The 17,463-nt window shown below is 34.7% G+C and carries 16 protein-coding genes; 8 read left to right on the forward strand and 8 right to left on the reverse strand.

Translation table 11 applies throughout. The features are described 5' to 3' along the window. Positions 1-62 precede the first annotated feature (62 nt). Both ES724_RS05555 and ES724_RS05560 read right to left on the reverse strand, forming a co-directional pair. A complete protein-coding gene (locus ES724_RS05555; protein ID WP_146930698.1) occupies positions 63-1,196 on the reverse strand; it encodes a chorismate-binding protein in 1,134 nt (377 codons plus the stop codon). Then, positions 1,196-1,579 (reverse strand): hotdog fold thioesterase, encoded by a 384-nt coding sequence (locus ES724_RS05560; protein WP_146930701.1) that lies wholly within the window; start codon positions 1,577-1,579, stop codon positions 1,196-1,198. The genes ES724_RS05555 and ES724_RS05560 overlap by 1 nt, the downstream gene beginning before the upstream one ends. A gap of 85 nt (positions 1,580-1,664) precedes the next feature. On the opposite strand from ES724_RS05560, the gene ES724_RS05565 reads away from it, so the two are divergent. Together ES724_RS05565 and ES724_RS05570 are read left to right on the forward strand one after the other, a co-directional pair. Next, entirely contained in the window at positions 1,665-2,303 is a 639-nt protein-coding gene (locus ES724_RS05565) for an alpha/beta hydrolase (RefSeq protein ID WP_146930704.1), read from the forward strand. Between the two features lie 24 nt (positions 2,304-2,327). Beyond that, a complete protein-coding gene (locus tag ES724_RS05570) occupies positions 2,328-3,608 on the forward strand; it encodes an Nramp family divalent metal transporter (protein WP_146930707.1) in 1,281 nt (426 codons plus the stop codon). A 28-nt stretch (positions 3,609-3,636) separates the two neighbouring features. Here the strand turns inward: ES724_RS05570 and ES724_RS05575 are convergent, their stop codons facing one another. The 3 genes from ES724_RS05575 to dnaK all read right to left on the reverse strand — a co-directional run bounded on the left by ES724_RS05575 (position 3,637) and on the right by dnaK (position 7,259). Next, entirely contained in the window at positions 3,637-4,428 is a 792-nt protein-coding gene (locus tag ES724_RS05575) for a hypothetical protein (protein WP_146930710.1), read from the reverse strand. Between the two features lie 164 nt (positions 4,429-4,592). After that, complete coding sequence (locus ES724_RS05580; protein WP_146930712.1) at positions 4,593-5,186, reverse strand: hypothetical protein; 594 nt, start codon at positions 5,184-5,186, stop codon at positions 4,593-4,595. A 156-nt stretch (positions 5,187-5,342) separates the two neighbouring features. Next, positions 5,343-7,259, reverse strand: a complete 1,917-nt coding sequence (gene dnaK, locus ES724_RS05585) for a molecular chaperone DnaK (RefSeq protein ID WP_146930715.1) — start codon at positions 7,257-7,259, stop codon at positions 5,343-5,345. A gap of 313 nt (positions 7,260-7,572) precedes the next feature. On the opposite strand from dnaK, the gene ES724_RS05590 reads away from it, so the two are divergent. Together ES724_RS05590 and ES724_RS05595 are read left to right on the forward strand one after the other, a co-directional pair. Next, a complete protein-coding gene (locus ES724_RS05590; protein WP_146930718.1) occupies positions 7,573-9,006 on the forward strand; it encodes an L-serine ammonia-lyase in 1,434 nt (477 codons plus the stop codon). A gap of 121 nt (positions 9,007-9,127) precedes the next feature. Then, on the forward strand, positions 9,128-9,748 hold the full coding sequence (locus ES724_RS05595) for a CPBP family intramembrane glutamic endopeptidase (RefSeq protein WP_146930721.1): 621 nt from the start codon (positions 9,128-9,130) through the stop codon (positions 9,746-9,748). Positions 9,749-9,759: 11 nt separating this feature from the next. Here the strand turns inward: ES724_RS05595 and ES724_RS05600 are convergent, their stop codons facing one another. Further along, complete coding sequence (locus tag ES724_RS05600; RefSeq protein ID WP_146930724.1) at positions 9,760-10,224, reverse strand: nuclear transport factor 2 family protein; 465 nt, start codon at positions 10,222-10,224, stop codon at positions 9,760-9,762. Between the two features lie 61 nt (positions 10,225-10,285). Here ES724_RS05600 and panB point away from each other — a divergent pair, with 61 nt between their 5' ends. From panB to ypfJ, 3 genes are all read left to right on the forward strand, one after another. Next, entirely contained in the window at positions 10,286-11,104 is an 819-nt protein-coding gene (panB, locus tag ES724_RS05605; RefSeq protein WP_026838019.1) for a 3-methyl-2-oxobutanoate hydroxymethyltransferase, read from the forward strand. 126 nt (positions 11,105-11,230) lie between these two features. Beyond that, positions 11,231-11,938 carry an RluA family pseudouridine synthase gene (locus tag ES724_RS05610; protein ID WP_146930727.1) on the forward strand — a complete coding sequence of 236 codons (708 nt, stop codon included), beginning with the start codon at positions 11,231-11,233 and terminating at the stop codon, positions 11,936-11,938. A gap of 39 nt (positions 11,939-11,977) precedes the next feature. Then, positions 11,978-12,823 (forward strand): KPN_02809 family neutral zinc metallopeptidase, encoded by an 846-nt coding sequence (ypfJ, locus tag ES724_RS05615; protein ID WP_146930730.1) that lies wholly within the window; start codon positions 11,978-11,980, stop codon positions 12,821-12,823. 11 nt (positions 12,824-12,834) lie between these two features. Here the strand turns inward: ypfJ and ES724_RS05620 are convergent, their stop codons facing one another. Continuing rightward, positions 12,835-13,725 (reverse strand): DMT family transporter, encoded by an 891-nt coding sequence (locus ES724_RS05620; protein WP_146930733.1) that lies wholly within the window; start codon positions 13,723-13,725, stop codon positions 12,835-12,837. A 687-nt stretch (positions 13,726-14,412) separates the two neighbouring features. On the opposite strand from ES724_RS05620, the gene ES724_RS05625 reads away from it, so the two are divergent. Then, positions 14,413-15,792, forward strand: coding sequence for an aldehyde dehydrogenase (locus ES724_RS05625; protein WP_146930736.1), 1,380 nt, complete (start codon positions 14,413-14,415; stop codon positions 15,790-15,792). Between the two features lie 45 nt (positions 15,793-15,837). Here ES724_RS05625 and ES724_RS05630 read toward each other — a convergent pair whose 3' ends face one another. Then, positions 15,838-17,388 carry a hypothetical protein gene (locus ES724_RS05630; RefSeq protein ID WP_146930739.1) on the reverse strand — a complete coding sequence of 517 codons (1,551 nt, stop codon included), beginning with the start codon at positions 17,386-17,388 and terminating at the stop codon, positions 15,838-15,840. Positions 17,389-17,463: the final 75 nt, after the last annotated feature.

Consider the following 17,463-nt stretch of genomic DNA (forward strand, 5'->3'; position numbering starts at 1 on the left):
TCTTGACAGTCTATTGAATCCAAAATTACAATTTTTAACTACTATTCTTTCAAATTACCTGTTTATAACGCCGCTTTAATAGTACGAGTCTTATTTACGGTTTCTTCCCATTCTGAAGTAGGATCTGAATCTTTTGTAATTCCACCACCAACATATATCTCGACTTCTCCATCATTGAATTTCAAGCAACGCAAATTTACAAATATGGATGAGTCTTTTCTAATACTGGAATACGCCTGATTTTCCTGATTTCGGGTTCTACTGCTTCGCTTGATCGCAGTAGTCATATTTAATAAGCCTAAATAACCTGTATAAAACTCCCGATCATAGTTTTCATGATCATTTATAAATTTATAAGCAGCCTTTGTTGGTAATCCGCAAATTGCAGGAGTTGGATGCAAGGCTTTTATAATCGCTCCTATTTCAGTAGTATTATTTTTGACAGTACCCGAAATATCTGTTCTTAAATGAAGTAAACTCCCGGCCTCACTGGTGTAGGTTTCTGAAACTTTTAATGTCTCATCAGTATGTCCTAATTCTTTTAATTTAAAAACTATAGAATCGGTTACGATTTGCTGTTCTACTATTTCTTTCTGGGTCCAATCATTTTCAGAAAAATTCTGAAGTTTTCTCGTTCCCGCAAGTGCCATAGTACTAAACTTTGTTCGTTCAGTTTTTAATAAGGTTTCTGGAGTTGCCCCAATCCAAACTCCTGTTTCCGGATGACTCCATATATAAACGAACGCATTTGGATATAATGAGAGGAGATTCTGAAAGATTTCAGAAGCAGAAATACTTACTTTTTGAAGTTCTTTTCTGGAAAGCACCACTTTCTTTAATTCGGTTTTTTTTATAGTTTCAACACCTATCCTAACTAAATTTATATGATCTGATTTCGCTTTAGCATTAAAATCTGTTGCAGTTTTTTCTGTAGAATCTAAATCTGCATTTGTACTATTAAAAAAAGCTAAAACAGTTTTAATACTTTCTTTTTCAGGAATAAAGAGTGGATTTTCAGTGTTTTTAAAAGGCGAAAAGATGAATCCGCTTTCAGCAAAATCCTTAATTCTAAAGGATCCACTTCTAGTTTGCGATAAAAGCTGTACAGACTCTTTTCCCGGAAGTCTATAACTCACCATCGCTTTTCCTTCTTCTAGAGTTTGTTCTAGTAATTGGAAAAAATCTGAAACGTTCATTAACTATTTTTAGGTAATGAAAGTGTGGTAAGCTTTACCAAAGAGATGAGATTATCCGCTTCATCTGTGATCTTAATTTCCCAAAGTTGAGTTGTTCTACCTTTATGTATGGCAGATGCTTTTGCGAAAACCCAACCTTCCCGAATACTTTTTATATGATTCGCAGAGATCTCTATTCCACGAATTACAAATTCTGTAGAATTATTTAATAAAAATGAAGCCATGCTTCCAATTGTTTCCGCAAAGGCTACAGAAGCACCTCCATGTAAAACACCATCTGGTTGGTGCACTTTTGGCGTAACTGGCATTTTACCCAGCACATAATCTTCTGTAATATCGATAATCTCAATATCCAAAGTTTCCATTAAGGTATTCTTGAACATTTGACGACAATTTTCGAGGATTTCCTCTTTCTGTATATTATCCATATAGAATGTTTTACTTTGTAAAAATACAAAACCAAAAAGGATGAATCCAACCCAAAAACAGGTTTCTTATAAAATCACCAATTCCTATTGCACCTTAAATGAAAAGACTCAATACACAAAGAATGTATGGGTGGTTTTTCATGGAATAGGATATCTCTCTAAATACTTTCTGAAATATTTTAAAGGATTAAATTCTGAAGAAAATTATATAATCGCTCCACAAGCAGCTTCCAAGTACTATCTGAATGGCAAGTACACACATGTCGGCGCTTCCTGGTTTACCAAGAATAACACCCAGCAGGAAGTAGAAAATGCTATGAATTATTTAGATGAAGTGTTTCAGGCAGAAGATCTAGAATCTGTAACAAATCTTATTGTTCTGGGTTATTCTCAAGGGGTTTCTGTAGCCACAAGATGGGTAGCCAGAAAAGGAATTAGTCCTAGCCAATTGATCCTATGCTCTGGCGGACTTCCAAAAGAATTAGAACCTAAAGACTTTTTACATCTAAAAGAAGCGAAGATCTCTATGATCTATGGTACCAGAGATTCATATTTAGATGAAGAGCGAGTACAGAATGAGAAGATCAAATTAAAAGAACTTTTCCCGGAAAATCTGTGCGTGATTCCTTTTGAAGGAATTCATGAAATGAAACCGTCCATACTAGAATCTTTAGTTTAGATTTATCCCTTATAATTTTATTGGATGAAAAGAAAGAATGCAGTTTCTAAAAAATCTAAAAGCTCCTTGTTAAAAAGCCTTGGTCCAGGATTTTTACTTGCCGGAGCGGCCATTGGAGTTTCTCACTTAGTGCAATCTACACGTGCTGGTGCCGATTATGGATTTATTCTTATTTGGGCATTAACACTCGCCTGTGTCACCAAATATCCTTTTATGGAATTCGGGCCAAGATATGCTGCTGCCACTGGAAACCACCTCATCACAGGTTATAAAAAATTGGGGATATTTCCATACTGGGCATTTATCGTGTTTACCGTGGGTACGATGTTTATTATTCAAGCTGCGGTAACTATTGTAACTGCTGGATTAGCAGAGAGATTATTTAACTTTGGATGGTCACCCTTTGTTTGGAGCCTGGTCATTTTAATTTTCTGTATCTCACTTCTTCTCATTGGAAAATATCCCGGATTGGATAAAAGCATGAAGATCATAGTTAGCTTTCTTACCATAGCAACCTTAGCCGCTGTTATTATGGCTTTAGGTGCTGGAACTATGACCAAGACAATTCAAACTCCTATTCCCTCCTTATGGACTACTGCAAGTGTCGGTTTTATTATTGCATTTATGGGTTGGATGCCAATTCCACTAGATGCCTCGGTCTGGCATTCTATCTGGACTCGGGAAAAAGCTAAACAAACCAAGCATAGACCAAGCATAAAAGAAGCTTTTACCGATTTTAATATTGGATACCTTTCTGCATCCTTTATTGGATTGCTATTTCTAACATTAGGTGCTTTGGTTATGTTTGGCAGTGGCACTTCGTTTTCTTCTAACAGTGTAGAATTCTCTTCTCAATTAGTAGACCTCTACGGAAAAACTTTAGGATCATGGAGCACACCAATAATTTCAATCGCAGCATTTGTTGCCTTATTAAGTACTACTTTAACAGTTACAGATGCATTCCCACGTGTCATCTCAGAATTATTAAATATAGAAAAGAAGGAGCTTCAAGTAGAAAAGAAAAAATGGAAAGATTATAAAATTGGGATTTTTGTTATACCCATTCTCTCTTTGTGTATTCTATTCTTTCTTTCTGGTTCCTTTATATTTCTAATAGATTTCGCCACCGGACTCTCCTTTCTATCGGCTCCGTTTCTCGCATGGTTCAATTATAGATTGGTGACGGGGGATCATTTAAAAAAAGAAGATCAACCAACAAAGGCTTATAGAATTTTTAGTTTGTGCTGCTTCGCTATTTTAGTGATCTTCACTTTCGTTTATCTCTATTATATAATATTCATGTAATGTTTTATACAAAAAATCTTGACTTTCATCAGGATCTTTTTTTGTTTGACCTTATTTGCAAATCCCAACTGTTAAGTCTCATTTTGTTTCTTTCTAAGCATTTGTCAGGCACAAAAATCGTTTTATTTATGCTGTGGTATTCTTTAATAATATACTTATAGCTAATTTCATTTTTATAATTGTAAAAAATTATTTCTTCAAATATTCCATTAGGAATATTTCTCTCTTTTTTCCATTCTTCAAAAGCTGTTGAGTGAGTTAAAATTGGTAAATGAAACTGTGTCGAATCTCTAATAATGTAATGATTTGTACCAACAGGAAAGGATTTTTTTCTTTTACGCTTTCCTATATATTGAAGCTTATAGTGCTTAAAATATTTGTTGTCCATTAGTGTGTCAGCCAACATATTAAACTCATATTCTTCAACTCTAAATTTAAAATCATTTTTGTATAAAAAGTCACTCTCACATTCTAAAGTCAATGATTCCAAATTGGAAAAATCTTCCTTTTTTAATGAAATTTTAGCCCATATTAGATCTTGAACTATGAATTCTATTTCAAAATTTAGACTATCTAAACTTTCTATTTTTGCATAGTAACTATTGTCTTTAGAATTCGTAATGTAATAAAGAGTTTTGTTGGAAGAAGAATCTTCGTAAGATTCAAACTGATATTCTATTAAATGATCAAACTGATATTTTTTTTGGCCAAAACAAGAATTATTTATAATAAATGTTAAAATTAACAAATACCCTATAAAAGGATTTGTAACTGGAAAGAAATAGAAAGTAGTAAAGAACATTTGGGTAAATTTTTTCACGTGAATTGGGGTTTGAATTTATAAAATCCTGCAATCTACAATGTGTTCCTGCAGGATTAGTTAAGCGGTTAAGCACGGAACTAGGAAAATAAAAACCAAATAGAAAATCGGCGAGGATTTTCTTAAGGACTCTAGAACTAAACAATTGAATTAAAATGCGTTAGCTACGTATTTGTTATTCTCGCTATTGCTTTTTGAATTCTTTTTTTCGTTTGTTTATTGTTTAATGGACTTCCATTAAATTCATATCGGTCTACAGATTCAATAATTTTATTGTAATTATTTATAACACAAAAATAAATGACTCCGTTATTTGTATCCCCATAACGTGCTGTCATTGTAATTAGAATTGTATACTTTTTTTCGCTTATTAATATTTCTTCTGGTGCCTTAACAATCCACTCTGGATTTTTAAATTTGTGGTATGTGATCATCTCAAGAATCTTGTTAACAGTCAAATAGTCTTCTGACATTAGTTTTAATTCGAAATGCTCAGCTTTATTTAATTCCGATTTCAAAGTTTTAATCACGAATGTTTTTATAACCTCTCTATCGTCATATTTTCTTTCACTAATATTATTTACTCTATTGTAAATTTCAATATTTGGAGTTACAATATTAAGACTGTCTTTATCAAATATCTTTTTCTCGATATTTTCATTAATTCCTAATACATAATCAGGATATGATTTTTGTTTAGTAGTTCCGCAACTTAATATAATTGTGCTCGTCAAAAGTAGAAGTAAGGTTTTTTTCATATGTAGCATAACTAGGGATAGTAAAACATCTAAAAGATGCAAAATAACAAAATCTTTTAAAGAGACATAAAAATTAATGAGAACAAAAAAAGATCCCGATTTTCATCGGGATCTTTTCATTATGGATCTTGTAGGGAAGATCTATTATTTAGATGCTTATTTAACTTCTTCGAAGTCTACATCTTCAACATCATCTGCCTGTTTAGCATCATCTGCTCCACCTGCATCTCCTTCTGGAGCTCCGTTTGCACCTGGTGCACCTTGAGCATCCGCTTGCGCTTTATACATTTCTTCTGAAGCTGTTTTCCATGCTTCATTCAATTTGTCTAAAGCAGGAGAAATTGTTTCAATTTCCTTAGTTTCGTAAGCTTTCTTCAATTCTTCTAAAGCATCTTCAACTGGTTTTTTCTTATCCTCAGATATTTTATCACCAAATTCCTTCAATTGCTTTTCAGTTTGGAAGATCATTCCATCAGCCTCATTCAACTTGTCTACTTTCTCTTTTGTTTTCTTATCAGATTCAGCATTTGCTTCAGCATCTTGCTTCATCTTTTGGATCTCTTCTTCAGTTAATCCAGAAGAAGCTTCAATTCTAATATCCTGAGATTTGTTAGTAGCTTTATCTGTAGCACTTACTTTAATAATACCATTCGCATCAATATCAAAAGTCACTTCAATTTGTGGAGTTCCTCTTTGTGCTGGTGGAATACCATCTAAATGGAATCTACCAATGGTTTTATTATCTGTTGCCATAGGACGTTCTCCTTGCAATACATGGATCTCAACCGATGGTTGATTATCTGATGCTGTAGAGAATACCTGAGATTTTTTAGTTGGAATTGTTGTGTTAGACTCAATTAACTTAGTCAATACACCACCCATAGTTTCAATACCAAGAGAAAGAGGCGTTACATCTAGTAACAATACATCTTTTACATCTCCTGTTAATACTCCACCTTGAATAGCTGCTCCAATTGCAACAACCTCATCTGGGTTAACTCCTTTAGAAGGTTTCTTTTTAAAGAAAGCTTCTACTTCTTCCTGAATTTTAGGAATACGAGTAGAACCACCTACTAAAATAACTTCATCTATATCACTTACAGAAAGACCAGCATCACTTAATGCCTTTTTCACAGGATCCATAGAACGTGTTACTAGCTCATTAGCTAATTGCTCGAATTTAGATCTAGATAGAGTCTCTACCAAGTGTTTTGGTCCACTTGCAGTAGCCGTAACGTATGGTAAGTTGATCTCTGTTTGTGTAGAAGAAGATAATTCGATCTTCGCTTTTTCGGCAGCTTCTTTTAAACGTTGTAAAGCCATAGGATCTTTTCTAAGATCGATGTCTTCAGCTTTTATGAAAGATTCTGCAAGGAAATCTATGATCACCTGGTCAAAATCATCCCCACCTAAGTGAGTATCACCATTTGTAGATAACACTTCAAATACACCATCTCCTAATTCAAGGATAGAAATATCAAAAGTACCACCACCAAGATCATAAACAGCGATCTTCTGGTCAATAGATTTTTTGTCTAATCCGTAAGCCAATGCTGCTGCAGTAGGCTCGTTGATTATTCTTCTAACTTTAAGTCCTGCGATCTCACCAGCTTCTTTAGTTGCATGACGTTGAGAATCGTTAAAATATGCAGGAACAGTTATAACCGCTTCAGTTACCTCATGTCCAAGATAGTCTTCAGCCGTTTTTTTCATTTTTTGCAAGATCATTGCAGATAATTCTTGTGGAGTATACATTCTCCCGTCGATATCTACTCTTGCAGTATCATTATCTCCTTTGATCACTTTATAAGGAACTCTTCCTGCTTCCTTAGAAGATTCAGAATATTTGTTCCCCATAAATCTCTTTATAGAAGATATAGTTTTTGTTGGGTTTGTAACAGCCTGACGTTTTGCAGGATCTCCCACTTTAATCTCACCACCTTCTACAAATGCAATTACAGAAGGAGTTGTTCTTTTCCCTTCAGCGTTAGGGATTACCACAGGCTCGCTACCTTCCATTACAGATACACAGGAGTTAGTAGTACCTAAGTCAATTCCAATTATTTTACTCATAACAGTATACGTATTTAAATTTTATATATTCAATTTCACAAACACAAATAGTCAATCATTATGCCAGCGGTTTAGTTCTGACAGGTTGTCATAAATATTGTTTTTATTGGCATTCCATCTTTATTGCGCCTCTAAGTAGCACAATAAAGCTGTCGGGCTTTGCGCTTAATCTTTTAATTTCTCAAAAAAATTAAAAGGATATCGCTGCAATCCCTAATGCAAAATATTCTTAAACATTTCTTAATAACAAATTCATAAAAATGAAGCCTTAGACTAACAAATCCTTATTTTTGCGTGTAAATTTTGTAGTAAAATGCGAGAAATAGAATGTATTAGTGTTTTTGACATGTTAAAGGTTGGGGTTGGTCCATCCAGTTCTCACACCTTAGGGCCTTGGCGAGCAGCCCAACGATGGATCCAAGAACTCAAGGACAATAAATGTTTTGAAGAGGTAGATTCTGTTCATATAGATCTTTATGGTTCCCTTTCGCTTACCGGAAAAGGTCATGCTACAGATCTAGCCGTAATGCTTGGTTTAGCGGGATTCGATCCGGTTAAAATGGAAATAGATCAAATAGACCCGGAGATCTTTAATATTAAAACCACAAAATCTATCATTTTAAATGGAGAGAATGCCATTCATTTTGATCCAGAGACACAGATCAAATTCAATAGAAAATTCCTGCCTTTCCATCCTAACGGGCTCACTTTTAGAGCGACCTTAATAAACGGAAAGAAAACCTCCTCTTCTTATTATTCTATAGGCGGAGGTTTTGTGGTGAAAGAAGAGCGAAAAAATGCTTCAAAAAAAATGAAGAGCTTTCAGGAATTTCCCTTTCAAATAGAAAAAGCGACAGAGCTTCTGGCTTATTGCAATGCAGAAAATAAATGCATTTCAGAAATAGTAATGGAAAATGAAAAATCCTTACGCTCTCCAGAAGAAATTCACCAAGGGCTAAAAGAAATTTGGGATGTTATGCTGGAGTCTATGTACATAGGTTGTCATACAGAAGGTTCACTTCCTGGAGGGCTCAATGTGCATCGCCGCGCTTTCGACATGAACAAACGTTTATTAGGTGAAGCAACTTATAATTCTCCGCAAGAATGGCTGGAAACCATTAGAAAGACTGAGGTGAAATTTAGACAGATCCTTAAATGGGTGAGTTGTTTTGCGATAAGTGTGAACGAGGTAAATGCTTCTTTAGGAAGAGTAGTAACCGCTCCAACCAATGGTAGTGCAGGAACTGTTCCAGCAGTGCTCATGTATTATATGGTAATAGAGAATCACAAGGCTACTTTCGAGGATATAAAGAGATTTATGTTGGTAGCAGGAGAAATAGGAAGTTTATTTAAAAAGGGAGCTACCATCTCTGCGGCCATGGGTGGCTGCCAAGCAGAAATTGGGGTATCATCGGCTATGGCGGCCGGTGCCTTGACAGAAGCTATGGGAGGAACTCCAGCGCAAGTTTTAATGGCAAGTGAAATTGCTATGGAACACCATCTAGGTTTAACTTGTGATCCTATTGGAGGCTTAGTGCAAATTCCTTGTATAGAACGAAATGCCATGGGAGCTATTAAGGCAATTAATGCTGCAGAAATCGCTATGGATAGCGATGCTTCAAAAGCAAAAGTGCCTTTAGATAAGGTGATAGAAACCATGTGGGATACGGCAAAAGATATGAATTCTAAATATAAAGAAACTTCAGAAGGTGGTCTCGCAGTAAGAGTGAATTTGAGTGACTGTTAATTTTAAAACAAACTCTTGGTAAATTATCCTAACTTTATTTTCTACTAGCACTACCATATTGTTTAAAGCAAGGCATATCACATTATTTAAAATCAAAAATCTGTTCCGAAATTATGGCTGGATGCTGGGTTCTTACTTTGTGTTTTTCGCCTTTCTGGGAATACTTCAAGCAGTTTTTCCGAATTTAGATTTTATAAAATATCAGCAATCAGACCTTAATGCCTTAATGTCTGAAAATCCATGGAAATTTGTTTTATTGGCAGTTGTTATAGCTCCTGTTTTGGAGGAGGGAATGTTCCGTAGCCTTATTAAACCATCCCCAAATGAATTTATTTTTTTTCTTTGCAGCTGGATTCTTGTGGGGGCCGCTATTCTTATTCCAGTAGATGTTCATTGGACATTAAAATTTGGTTTCCTACTACTCTTTATCACTTTGATCTATTTTTTTCTGAAAGAATTAATTCCAAGAGCATTTCAGTATAAAGCATGTAGTTTTTTGAATAGGAATTATATATCCATCTGGATGATCACCTCAGTTATTTTTGGCTTGGTCCATATCTCCAATTATGTAGATGGCTTTCGTTTAGATTTTTTATTATTCTTAATGATAGTTCCAAGAATTATAGCCGGTTTTTACTTTGGAAAAGTAAAGGTTGAAAATAAAAGTATGATTTGGCCTATCGCGATGCATGCCATGAACAACGCAACTGTAGTTGTATTTCTTATTCCTAAAATGATTTAAATTCAAATTTTTTATTCTGAAACACAGCCTTTCTTAGTTCGCGTGTCTATAATATAAATAATCTTCCAAGCATCTTTTTTCTTGAATAACTGAAAAGTATTCACCCCACAATGACTTAGCTCCCCATTTACATAAAATGAGTAGGGAGTAGAAACATTTGCCATTGGCCCATCTACCTGAACTTTAAAGGAATGTATCTTTTCCTGAAATTCTGTAGTTTTTGGAATGGCATAGATCGCTTTCAAAAAGTTAGAATAATCCGTGGTAACTAGATCTGAATCTACTCCCTCTTTAACACTTATAGAATGCATTTCTACCATTGGGTCTGCCATTACCCTAAGCGCCGTGGTGTCTTGCTTATGAAAAGCAATAAAAAAATCTTCTATTAAGGTCTTTGCTGAAACCTCATCTATGGTTTCTTGTGCAGTGCCTATAAAACCAATAAAAAAAATAAGAACACTTAAATATTTCTTCATGATTCTAAGTTTTGAATGTGGAACTCTAATTTACTACTTTTACTCATCTAAAAAAAAGCTAATGTCAGTTGCCAAGAAACAATACAAAAGAATTACAGTTAAATCGTTGGTGGAAATGAAAGCCAATGGAGAAAAGATCGCTATGCTAACTGCATACGATTATACCATGGCTCAAATTGTAGATGGCGCGGGCATAGACGTGATCCTTGTAGGAGACTCTGCCAGTAATGTTATGGCGGGGCACGAAACCACCCTTCCTATTACCTTGGATCAAATGATCTATCATGCAGCTAGTGTGGTGAGAGGTATAGAACGTTCATTAGTAGTTGTAGACCTTCCTTTTGGAAGTTACCAGAGTGATCCAAAGGAAGCACTTAGGTCTGCTATTAGAATTATGAAAGAAAGCGGTGGACACGCAGTGAAGATGGAAGGCGGAAAAGAAATTAAAGAATCGATCAAAAGGATTCTGAATGCTGGAATTCCTGTCATGGGACATTTAGGACTTACGCCACAATCTATATATAAATTCGGAACATACACAGTACGTGCAAAGGAAGATCAAGAAGCTATAAAATTAAAAGAAGATGCTCTTTTATTAGAGAGATTGGGCTGTTTTGCGATGGTATTGGAAAAAGTGCCGGCAAAACTTGCTAAAGAAGTGGCAGAAAGCGTGAGCATTCCAGTTATTGGTATTGGTGCAGGAAATGGCGTAGATGGACAAGTTTTGGTGACTCATGATATGTTGGGAATGAATCATGAATTTAATCCGAGATTCTTGAGACGCTATGCAGATCTTCATGGAGAAATGACAAAAGCTTTTGAAGGTTATAAAAATGATGTGAAAAGTAAAAGTTTTCCAACAGATGAGGAGCAATATTAAATCCTATTTCTGCCTGATATTTATATACGATGTTGCATCAATCTAGTTTAGCAGCCATCAAAAACGAATAAAACTATTTCTACCCAATCCGGTATCCGGCTAGTAGTAAATCCTAATACCCAGAATTTGAATTCAGAAAAAATTCTTTCTACAAAACAAAATCTTCAAGTTTTATATGAAGACAATCATCTTATTGCAATCAATAAGAGACCCGGAGATATTGTGCAAGGAGATAAGACAGGAGACACTCCTCTAAGCGAGCATGTAAAAGAATACATAAAGGACAAATACGATAAACCGGGAAAGGTCTATTTGGGAGTTGTACATCGCTTAGACAGACCTACCAGCGGTATTGTGATCTTTGCCAGAACTTCTAAAGCGCTGCCTAGATTAAATCAATTATTTAAGGATCGGGATGCACAGAAAACCTATTGGGCACTTGTAAAAAATATGCCTCCAAAAGAAGAAGATACACTTATACATTACTTAAAAAGAAATCCCAAACAGAATAAATCTTACGCTCACATTAAAGAAGTGCCAGAGAGCAAAAAAGCAATTCTAGATTATAGGATCATCCAGAAGTTGGATAATTATTTTCTTTTAGAAATCGCATTGCATACAGGAAGACATCATCAAATAAGAAGTCAATTATCTGTTATAGGATCTCCAATTAAAGGAGATCTTAAGTATGGATTCGACAGAAGTAATAAAGACGCTAGTATTTCCTTGCATGCCCGTAAATTATCTTTTAAACATCCAGTGAAAGATCTGGAGTTAAACTTAGTGGCCCCAGTACCAAACGATCCGATTTGGAACGCAATAAATATTTTATAAATAGCTTAACATTATAAATATTACTTTTAAATAAAAACCATGAAATGGAAAGGTAGGAGAAAAAGCTCCAATTTAGAAGATAGAAGAGGTTCCTCTACAGGTGGAAAAGTAGCTGTTGGCGGTGGAATTATAGGGCTCATTTTTTTAGCAATTCAACTTTTTTCTGGTGGTGATATTACTGAAACTCTTCAGCAACTAGAAAATCAAGTTCCAGCAACAACTGAATCTAGAGAATTAACTGCTGACGAAATAGAATCCCAGGAATTTATTAATGCCGTTTTAGTAGATACCGAAGATATTTGGAATAAGATATTTTCAGAAAATAACATAAATTATCAGGAACCAGGATTGGTTCTCTTTACAGATGGTGTAAGAACAGCTTGCGGCGGAGCTTCTGCCGCATCAGGACCTTTTTATTGCCCGGCAGATCAAAAAGTATACATGGATCTTTCCTTTTTCGAAGAGTTGAGAACTCGATTTGGAGCACAAGGTGGTGACTTTGCCATTGCTTATGTTATTGCCCATGAAGTTGGGCATCATGTTCAAACCATACTTGGAACTTCCGGGAAGGTAAGACAACTTCAACAAGAACAGAATCAGACGGCTGCAAATCAACTATCTGTAGCTTTAGAATTACAAGCCGATTTCTATGCTGGCGTATGGGCCTATCATAATAAAGAGTATTTGGAAGAAGGGGATATTCAGGAAGCTATGAGCGCTGCGAGTGCTGTAGGAGACGACGCTATTCAAAAGCGTACTTCCGGGAGAGTGGTTCCAGATGCTTTTACACATGGAACTTCTAAACAACGAATGGAGTGGTTTATGAGAGGTTATAATTCTGGAGATATTAGACAGGGTGACACTTTTAATGGACGACTTAATTAATCTTAATATACCTAATCGATCCCTTCAACTACTGCATTTTTCCGAAGGGATCTGATACTTTCTATTATAACTGCGCTTATAATAAGCACACCTCCTATGATCGTTTTTAAGCTAGGATATTCAGAAAGAAATAGTATCCCTAAAATTATAGCGTATAAAGGCTGAGCACTGCTCATAATACTCGCCGCAGTTGTTGAAAAATTTCTTAGACTCAGCAAGAAAAGTGTATGGCCTATGCATGTAGTAACAATTGCTAGCGTTAAAAGAGGCGCCCATTGTAAAATTACCTCATTAAAATCGCTGAAAAATACTACGGGTGAAAGAACTACCGCCACCACTACTATTTGGTACATCATTAAAACAGATCCATTATACTTCTCAATTTCCTGCTTCATTAAAATATTTCGGAGCGCGTAGAATATTCCAGATAATATTCCTAGTAAAACCGCAATAGTATAATTATTTTGAAAACTGATTTCCGGTACCAGAAAATAGACTCCGAATAATACCAATACCCCTAATGCTAAATGAACCTTACTGAATTTGGTTTTTAAAATTAATGGTTCTAAAAATACGGTAACTACAGGATATGTGAAAAGTGAAAGTATCCCTATAGCCACATTAGAATACTGAAGAGCAAAAAAATAAGCCACCCAATGTCCTGCCATTAGTAATCCAGACAATACAATTTTTAAAACATCTCTTTTATTAGAAATTCTAAGATCTAATTTTTTAAATCTACAGAATATATAAAATAGGATTGCCGCTAATAATGTTCTGTAAAATATAGTTACAAAAGGGTTTAAGGTGATATATCTTCCCAATACTCCCGAGGTGCTAATAAAAAGCACGGCGAGATTAAGTTCCAGTATTTTCGAATATTGTAAGTTCTTTTCAGCCAAGTTTTGAAATATGGAGCAAAATGCAATTTTTAAAGGAACTTTCTTTACTTGTGGAGATTAATCTTAAGCTGGTATATTTTCTCACTACTATCCTGAAGTTATTTTTTCAGTCCTTTTTTGTAGAAAATATGTAGAAATTCACGTGATTCAGGAGCGGCGATTTTTTCAATCGTTGTTCCGCGGGAATTTCTACATGGTTTTTGGCTTTTTTGCCAAAAAATTCCTCAAAAAAGGCGTCTTTCCTTCCCGAAATTCACATGCGTGTTTTTTGCTTCGTTTCTGATTGCTTTCGACGAGCGAAGCGAGAGGAAAGCATAGTAAAAGAAACGGAAGGTTCACGAACTCCATTAAAATAGAAATATTGAGCTAAATGAAAGGCCAGATAATAAAAGACAATGGATTTAAGATTTTAGACTAAAAACAAAGGACTTGTTTTACTTACACAATGAGAACAATTGCCTATTAATAATGCTTGTAAACCACTTTCCTAAAATTTAGAAAAACTCTCGGATAATAGTGATTTTTCTATTTCCTTAATTTATACAAATATGAAACCCATTGAATGAATTTTTCTTTTGAGTTATAATGCTTTCTTATTTTTGGGTAAGTTGATTGAAAAATTTACAAGTAATACCTATATTACCTCAATAGATGTTCCTTTAGGATATTCTACCTAATAAAATTATTATGAATCACAATATAAGTAGTGTGTTAACTTCCCAAAGATCTTTCTTCAAAGAAGGCAAGACCAAAGAAGTAACTTTAAGGATAGAAAAATTGAAGTTGCTTAAATCGGTTATTGAAGAGCATGAATCTGAAATATGCGAGGCACTGTTTCAGGATTTCAAAAAACCTGAATTTGAAAGTGTTTTAAGCGAAACTGCTTTTATTATAAGTGAGCTTGACTATATAATTAAAAAGTTGAAAGGCTGGTCTAAACCCAAAAAGGTTTCCAGTTCTTTAATAAATTTCCCTTCTTCAGATTATATCTATTCTGAACCTTACGGAGCCTGTTTGATCATTGCCCCTTGGAACTATCCTTTTCAATTAGCCATCTCACCCTTAATGGGAGCAATTGCTGCAGGAAACACGGTAGTTTTAAAGCCCAGTGAATTAGCACCAAACACCTCTCAAATATTAGCAGATATTTTGGCAAAGGTTTTTCCAACCGAAATCGTAGCTATAGTACAAGGAGGAGTGCCGGTTTCTGAAGCATTATTGGAAGAAAAATGGGACTATGTTTTCTTTACTGGAAGTGTTCCTGTTGGGAAAATAGTTGCAAAAGCGATCGCACCTCACCTCACTCCTTCTACCTTAGAATTAGGTGGAAAAAATCCTTGCATCATCCATAAATCGGCTAAAGTACAACTTGCAGCAAAGCGAATTGTTTGGGGTAAATTTTTAAACGGAGGCCAAACCTGCATTGCGCCAGATTATATCCTTGTCGATTCACCTATAAAAAAGGAATTTATAGATGCAGTTCAAAAGGAGATCACAGCAGCTTACGGAATCAATCCTAAGGAATCTCCAGATTATGCGCGGATAATCAATGAAAAGAATTTTGACCGATTAGCAGAAATGCTGGAGGGTGAAAACTGTCAAATTGGTGGTGAAACAAATAGAGAAAAATTATATATCGCTCCAACTTTAATAGATGAACCTAAATTGACTAGCAAGGTGATGGAGGATGAGATATTTGGTCCTATCCTTCCGGTTTTAAGTTTTTCTTCCGAAGAAAATATGGCTGATATTATTGCTAACTATTCCAAGCCTCTTGCCTTATATGTGTTTTCTGAAGACAAGAGCTTTTCAGAAAAAATATTAAAGTCCTACAGTTTTGGTGGTGGAGCTATAAATGATGTGGTAATTCAGATAGTTAATAAAAATTTGCCATTTGGAGGCGTTGGAACTAGTGGGAATGGAGCTTATCATGGCAAACATTCTTTCGATACATTTTCCCATAAAAAAAGTATTTCAAAAAGGGGAACATGGTTAGATGTTCCTCTGAGATATGCACCGTACGGTGATAAAGTAAGTTTAATAGCTAAGCTTATGAAGAAATTTTAATAAACGAACTTTTAAAGAACATTCTTCTTCAAGAATTCAATTTCTTTAAATAGTGCGAGGACGCAAGGAAGTTTTTTCTTTTAAAACATCTGCGACGGGTCTGTTCTCAATTTTGCTTTCCAGCCACGATAGGATATCTAAATATAAAAAGGCCCTTCTTTCATAAGGGTGATTTTCGTACTGTTTTAAAGTTGTATGGAGTTTTCTAAACTCCACTTTAATATTTAATGGAGAAACATCTGGTAATCTTCTTAAAAATTTAATCATCTCCTTCTGCACTTCATGCATATCATTCATGCGAATTAAAAACTTATACGTAGAACGAATTAATCTTTCCAAATGATAGTCCAATCCAGCTTCATAATGGGCTACAAGGTTCAATATTCTTGAAAAACACATTAAATCTTCCCGCATTTCTAGAGCCGTGTTATTTATTATTTTCTTCAAAAATTCAATACATTTTTTATTTTCCCCATTCCCAAAGTGCAGGCTTGCTATTTTATAATAAAAAACCATGATATGATGGCCATCTAGCCTATCCTCATATTTCTTTATTTTTTTCTGGATTTTATCTATCAATAATTCCCCTCCTTCAAAATCACCCGTCATAAACCTTAAATTCAATTTATTTGAATAGATATATAAAAAGGAAAGAGCAGCAATATTATCATCATCTGGAATCTTAGGGTCCTTAATTGTAGCTTCTAGATCTATAAGTACTTTTTCAAAAACTTCTACATGGTTCAGATAAAATAATGATTCTAATAAATAATGATTCCCTTTTAAATAGGATACCGGATGTAGGGACACCATATGTGGATTTTCATTAAATAGATCTATCCATTTTAAGGAGTAACGATAACTGGATAAAAAATTCTGAGTTAAAAAACTATACCACAAAAATGCCTTGTAAAGCAAAAGTTTTTCTCGAAAACCCATCTCATTAAAACTGTATTCAGGGAGATTTTTCTGAAAAATCTCCCTGATGCTGGTTGTTTCTTCTTCGGTACGAGCATAGCCCATTTTTAATAAAATACCATATAATTGAAGGGAGAGATTGGACAACCTACTTGCCAAAACATTCAGCCTACTAAGTATCTCGGTTTGTTTTATTAAACTCTCAGCTCGGTTATGAATACTGCGGGTAATATATTGGGATTCAATTATTTTTTCCCATTCCAGGATTTCATAGGCTACATTTTTTTCTTCATTATATAAAGCAATCGTCTTTACTTTATCAAGCAATTTCAAACTCTGATTATATAAGCCTTTTCTATACAAAATAAGTGCAAAATCCAGTTGTTCTCTAATTTGCACCGGGATACTCTGATGTGCAGGATTCAATCGAAGACTTACAAGGATTTGTTTATAAAGGTGAGCTTTGACATTGGATAATTGCAGCTTGCTAATGTTGGTATGCTCAAGGATTAACTTCTCGTTATATTGAGCTTGCTTCGCCATAACCTTAAATAATTTAAGGAATTTACTATCTGCATTTACGCCTATTCTTCCCACATATAATGAAAATTGCCTTTTTTCAGAAGAGGAAAGAGACTTTATAAGGGTAAAAAGATTATCGGTTAAGTCATTGGTCATTGTAACGATTATGTTTTCAACATGTTGATTATCAGTAACATTAACTTCCTTATTTTAAATCAATTGTCGTAATTA

Source organism: Gillisia hiemivivida, from assembly GCF_007997295.1.
GTDB lineage: Bacteria > Bacteroidota > Bacteroidia > Flavobacteriales > Flavobacteriaceae > Gillisia > Gillisia hiemivivida.

Coding starts and splice junctions, on each gene's coding strand:
- panB (WP_026838019.1), top strand. CDS start 10,286: ATGTCAGTTGCCAAGAAACAATACAAAAGAATTACAGTTAAATCGTTG.
- ES724_RS05560 (WP_146930701.1), bottom strand. CDS start 1,579: ATGTTCAAGAATACCTTAATGGAAACTTTGGATATTGAGATTATCGAT.
- ES724_RS05570 (WP_146930707.1), top strand. CDS start 2,328: ATGAAAAGAAAGAATGCAGTTTCTAAAAAATCTAAAAGCTCCTTGTTA.
- ES724_RS05555 (WP_146930698.1), bottom strand. CDS start 1,196: ATGAACGTTTCAGATTTTTTCCAATTACTAGAACAAACTCTAGAAGAA.
- ES724_RS05625 (WP_146930736.1), top strand. CDS start 14,413: ATGAATCACAATATAAGTAGTGTGTTAACTTCCCAAAGATCTTTCTTC.
- ES724_RS05630 (WP_146930739.1), bottom strand. CDS start 17,388: ATGACCAATGACTTAACCGATAATCTTTTTACCCTTATAAAGTCTCTT.
- ypfJ (WP_146930730.1), top strand. CDS start 11,978: ATGAAATGGAAAGGTAGGAGAAAAAGCTCCAATTTAGAAGATAGAAGA.
- ES724_RS05565 (WP_146930704.1), top strand. CDS start 1,665: ATGAATCCAACCCAAAAACAGGTTTCTTATAAAATCACCAATTCCTAT.
- ES724_RS05590 (WP_146930718.1), top strand. CDS start 7,573: ATGCGAGAAATAGAATGTATTAGTGTTTTTGACATGTTAAAGGTTGGG.
- ES724_RS05580 (WP_146930712.1), bottom strand. CDS start 5,186: ATGAAAAAAACCTTACTTCTACTTTTGACGAGCACAATTATATTAAGT.
- ES724_RS05600 (WP_146930724.1), bottom strand. CDS start 10,224: ATGAAGAAATATTTAAGTGTTCTTATTTTTTTTATTGGTTTTATAGGC.
- dnaK (WP_146930715.1), bottom strand. CDS start 7,259: ATGAGTAAAATAATTGGAATTGACTTAGGTACTACTAACTCCTGTGTA.
- ES724_RS05595 (WP_146930721.1), top strand. CDS start 9,128: ATGCTGGGTTCTTACTTTGTGTTTTTCGCCTTTCTGGGAATACTTCAA.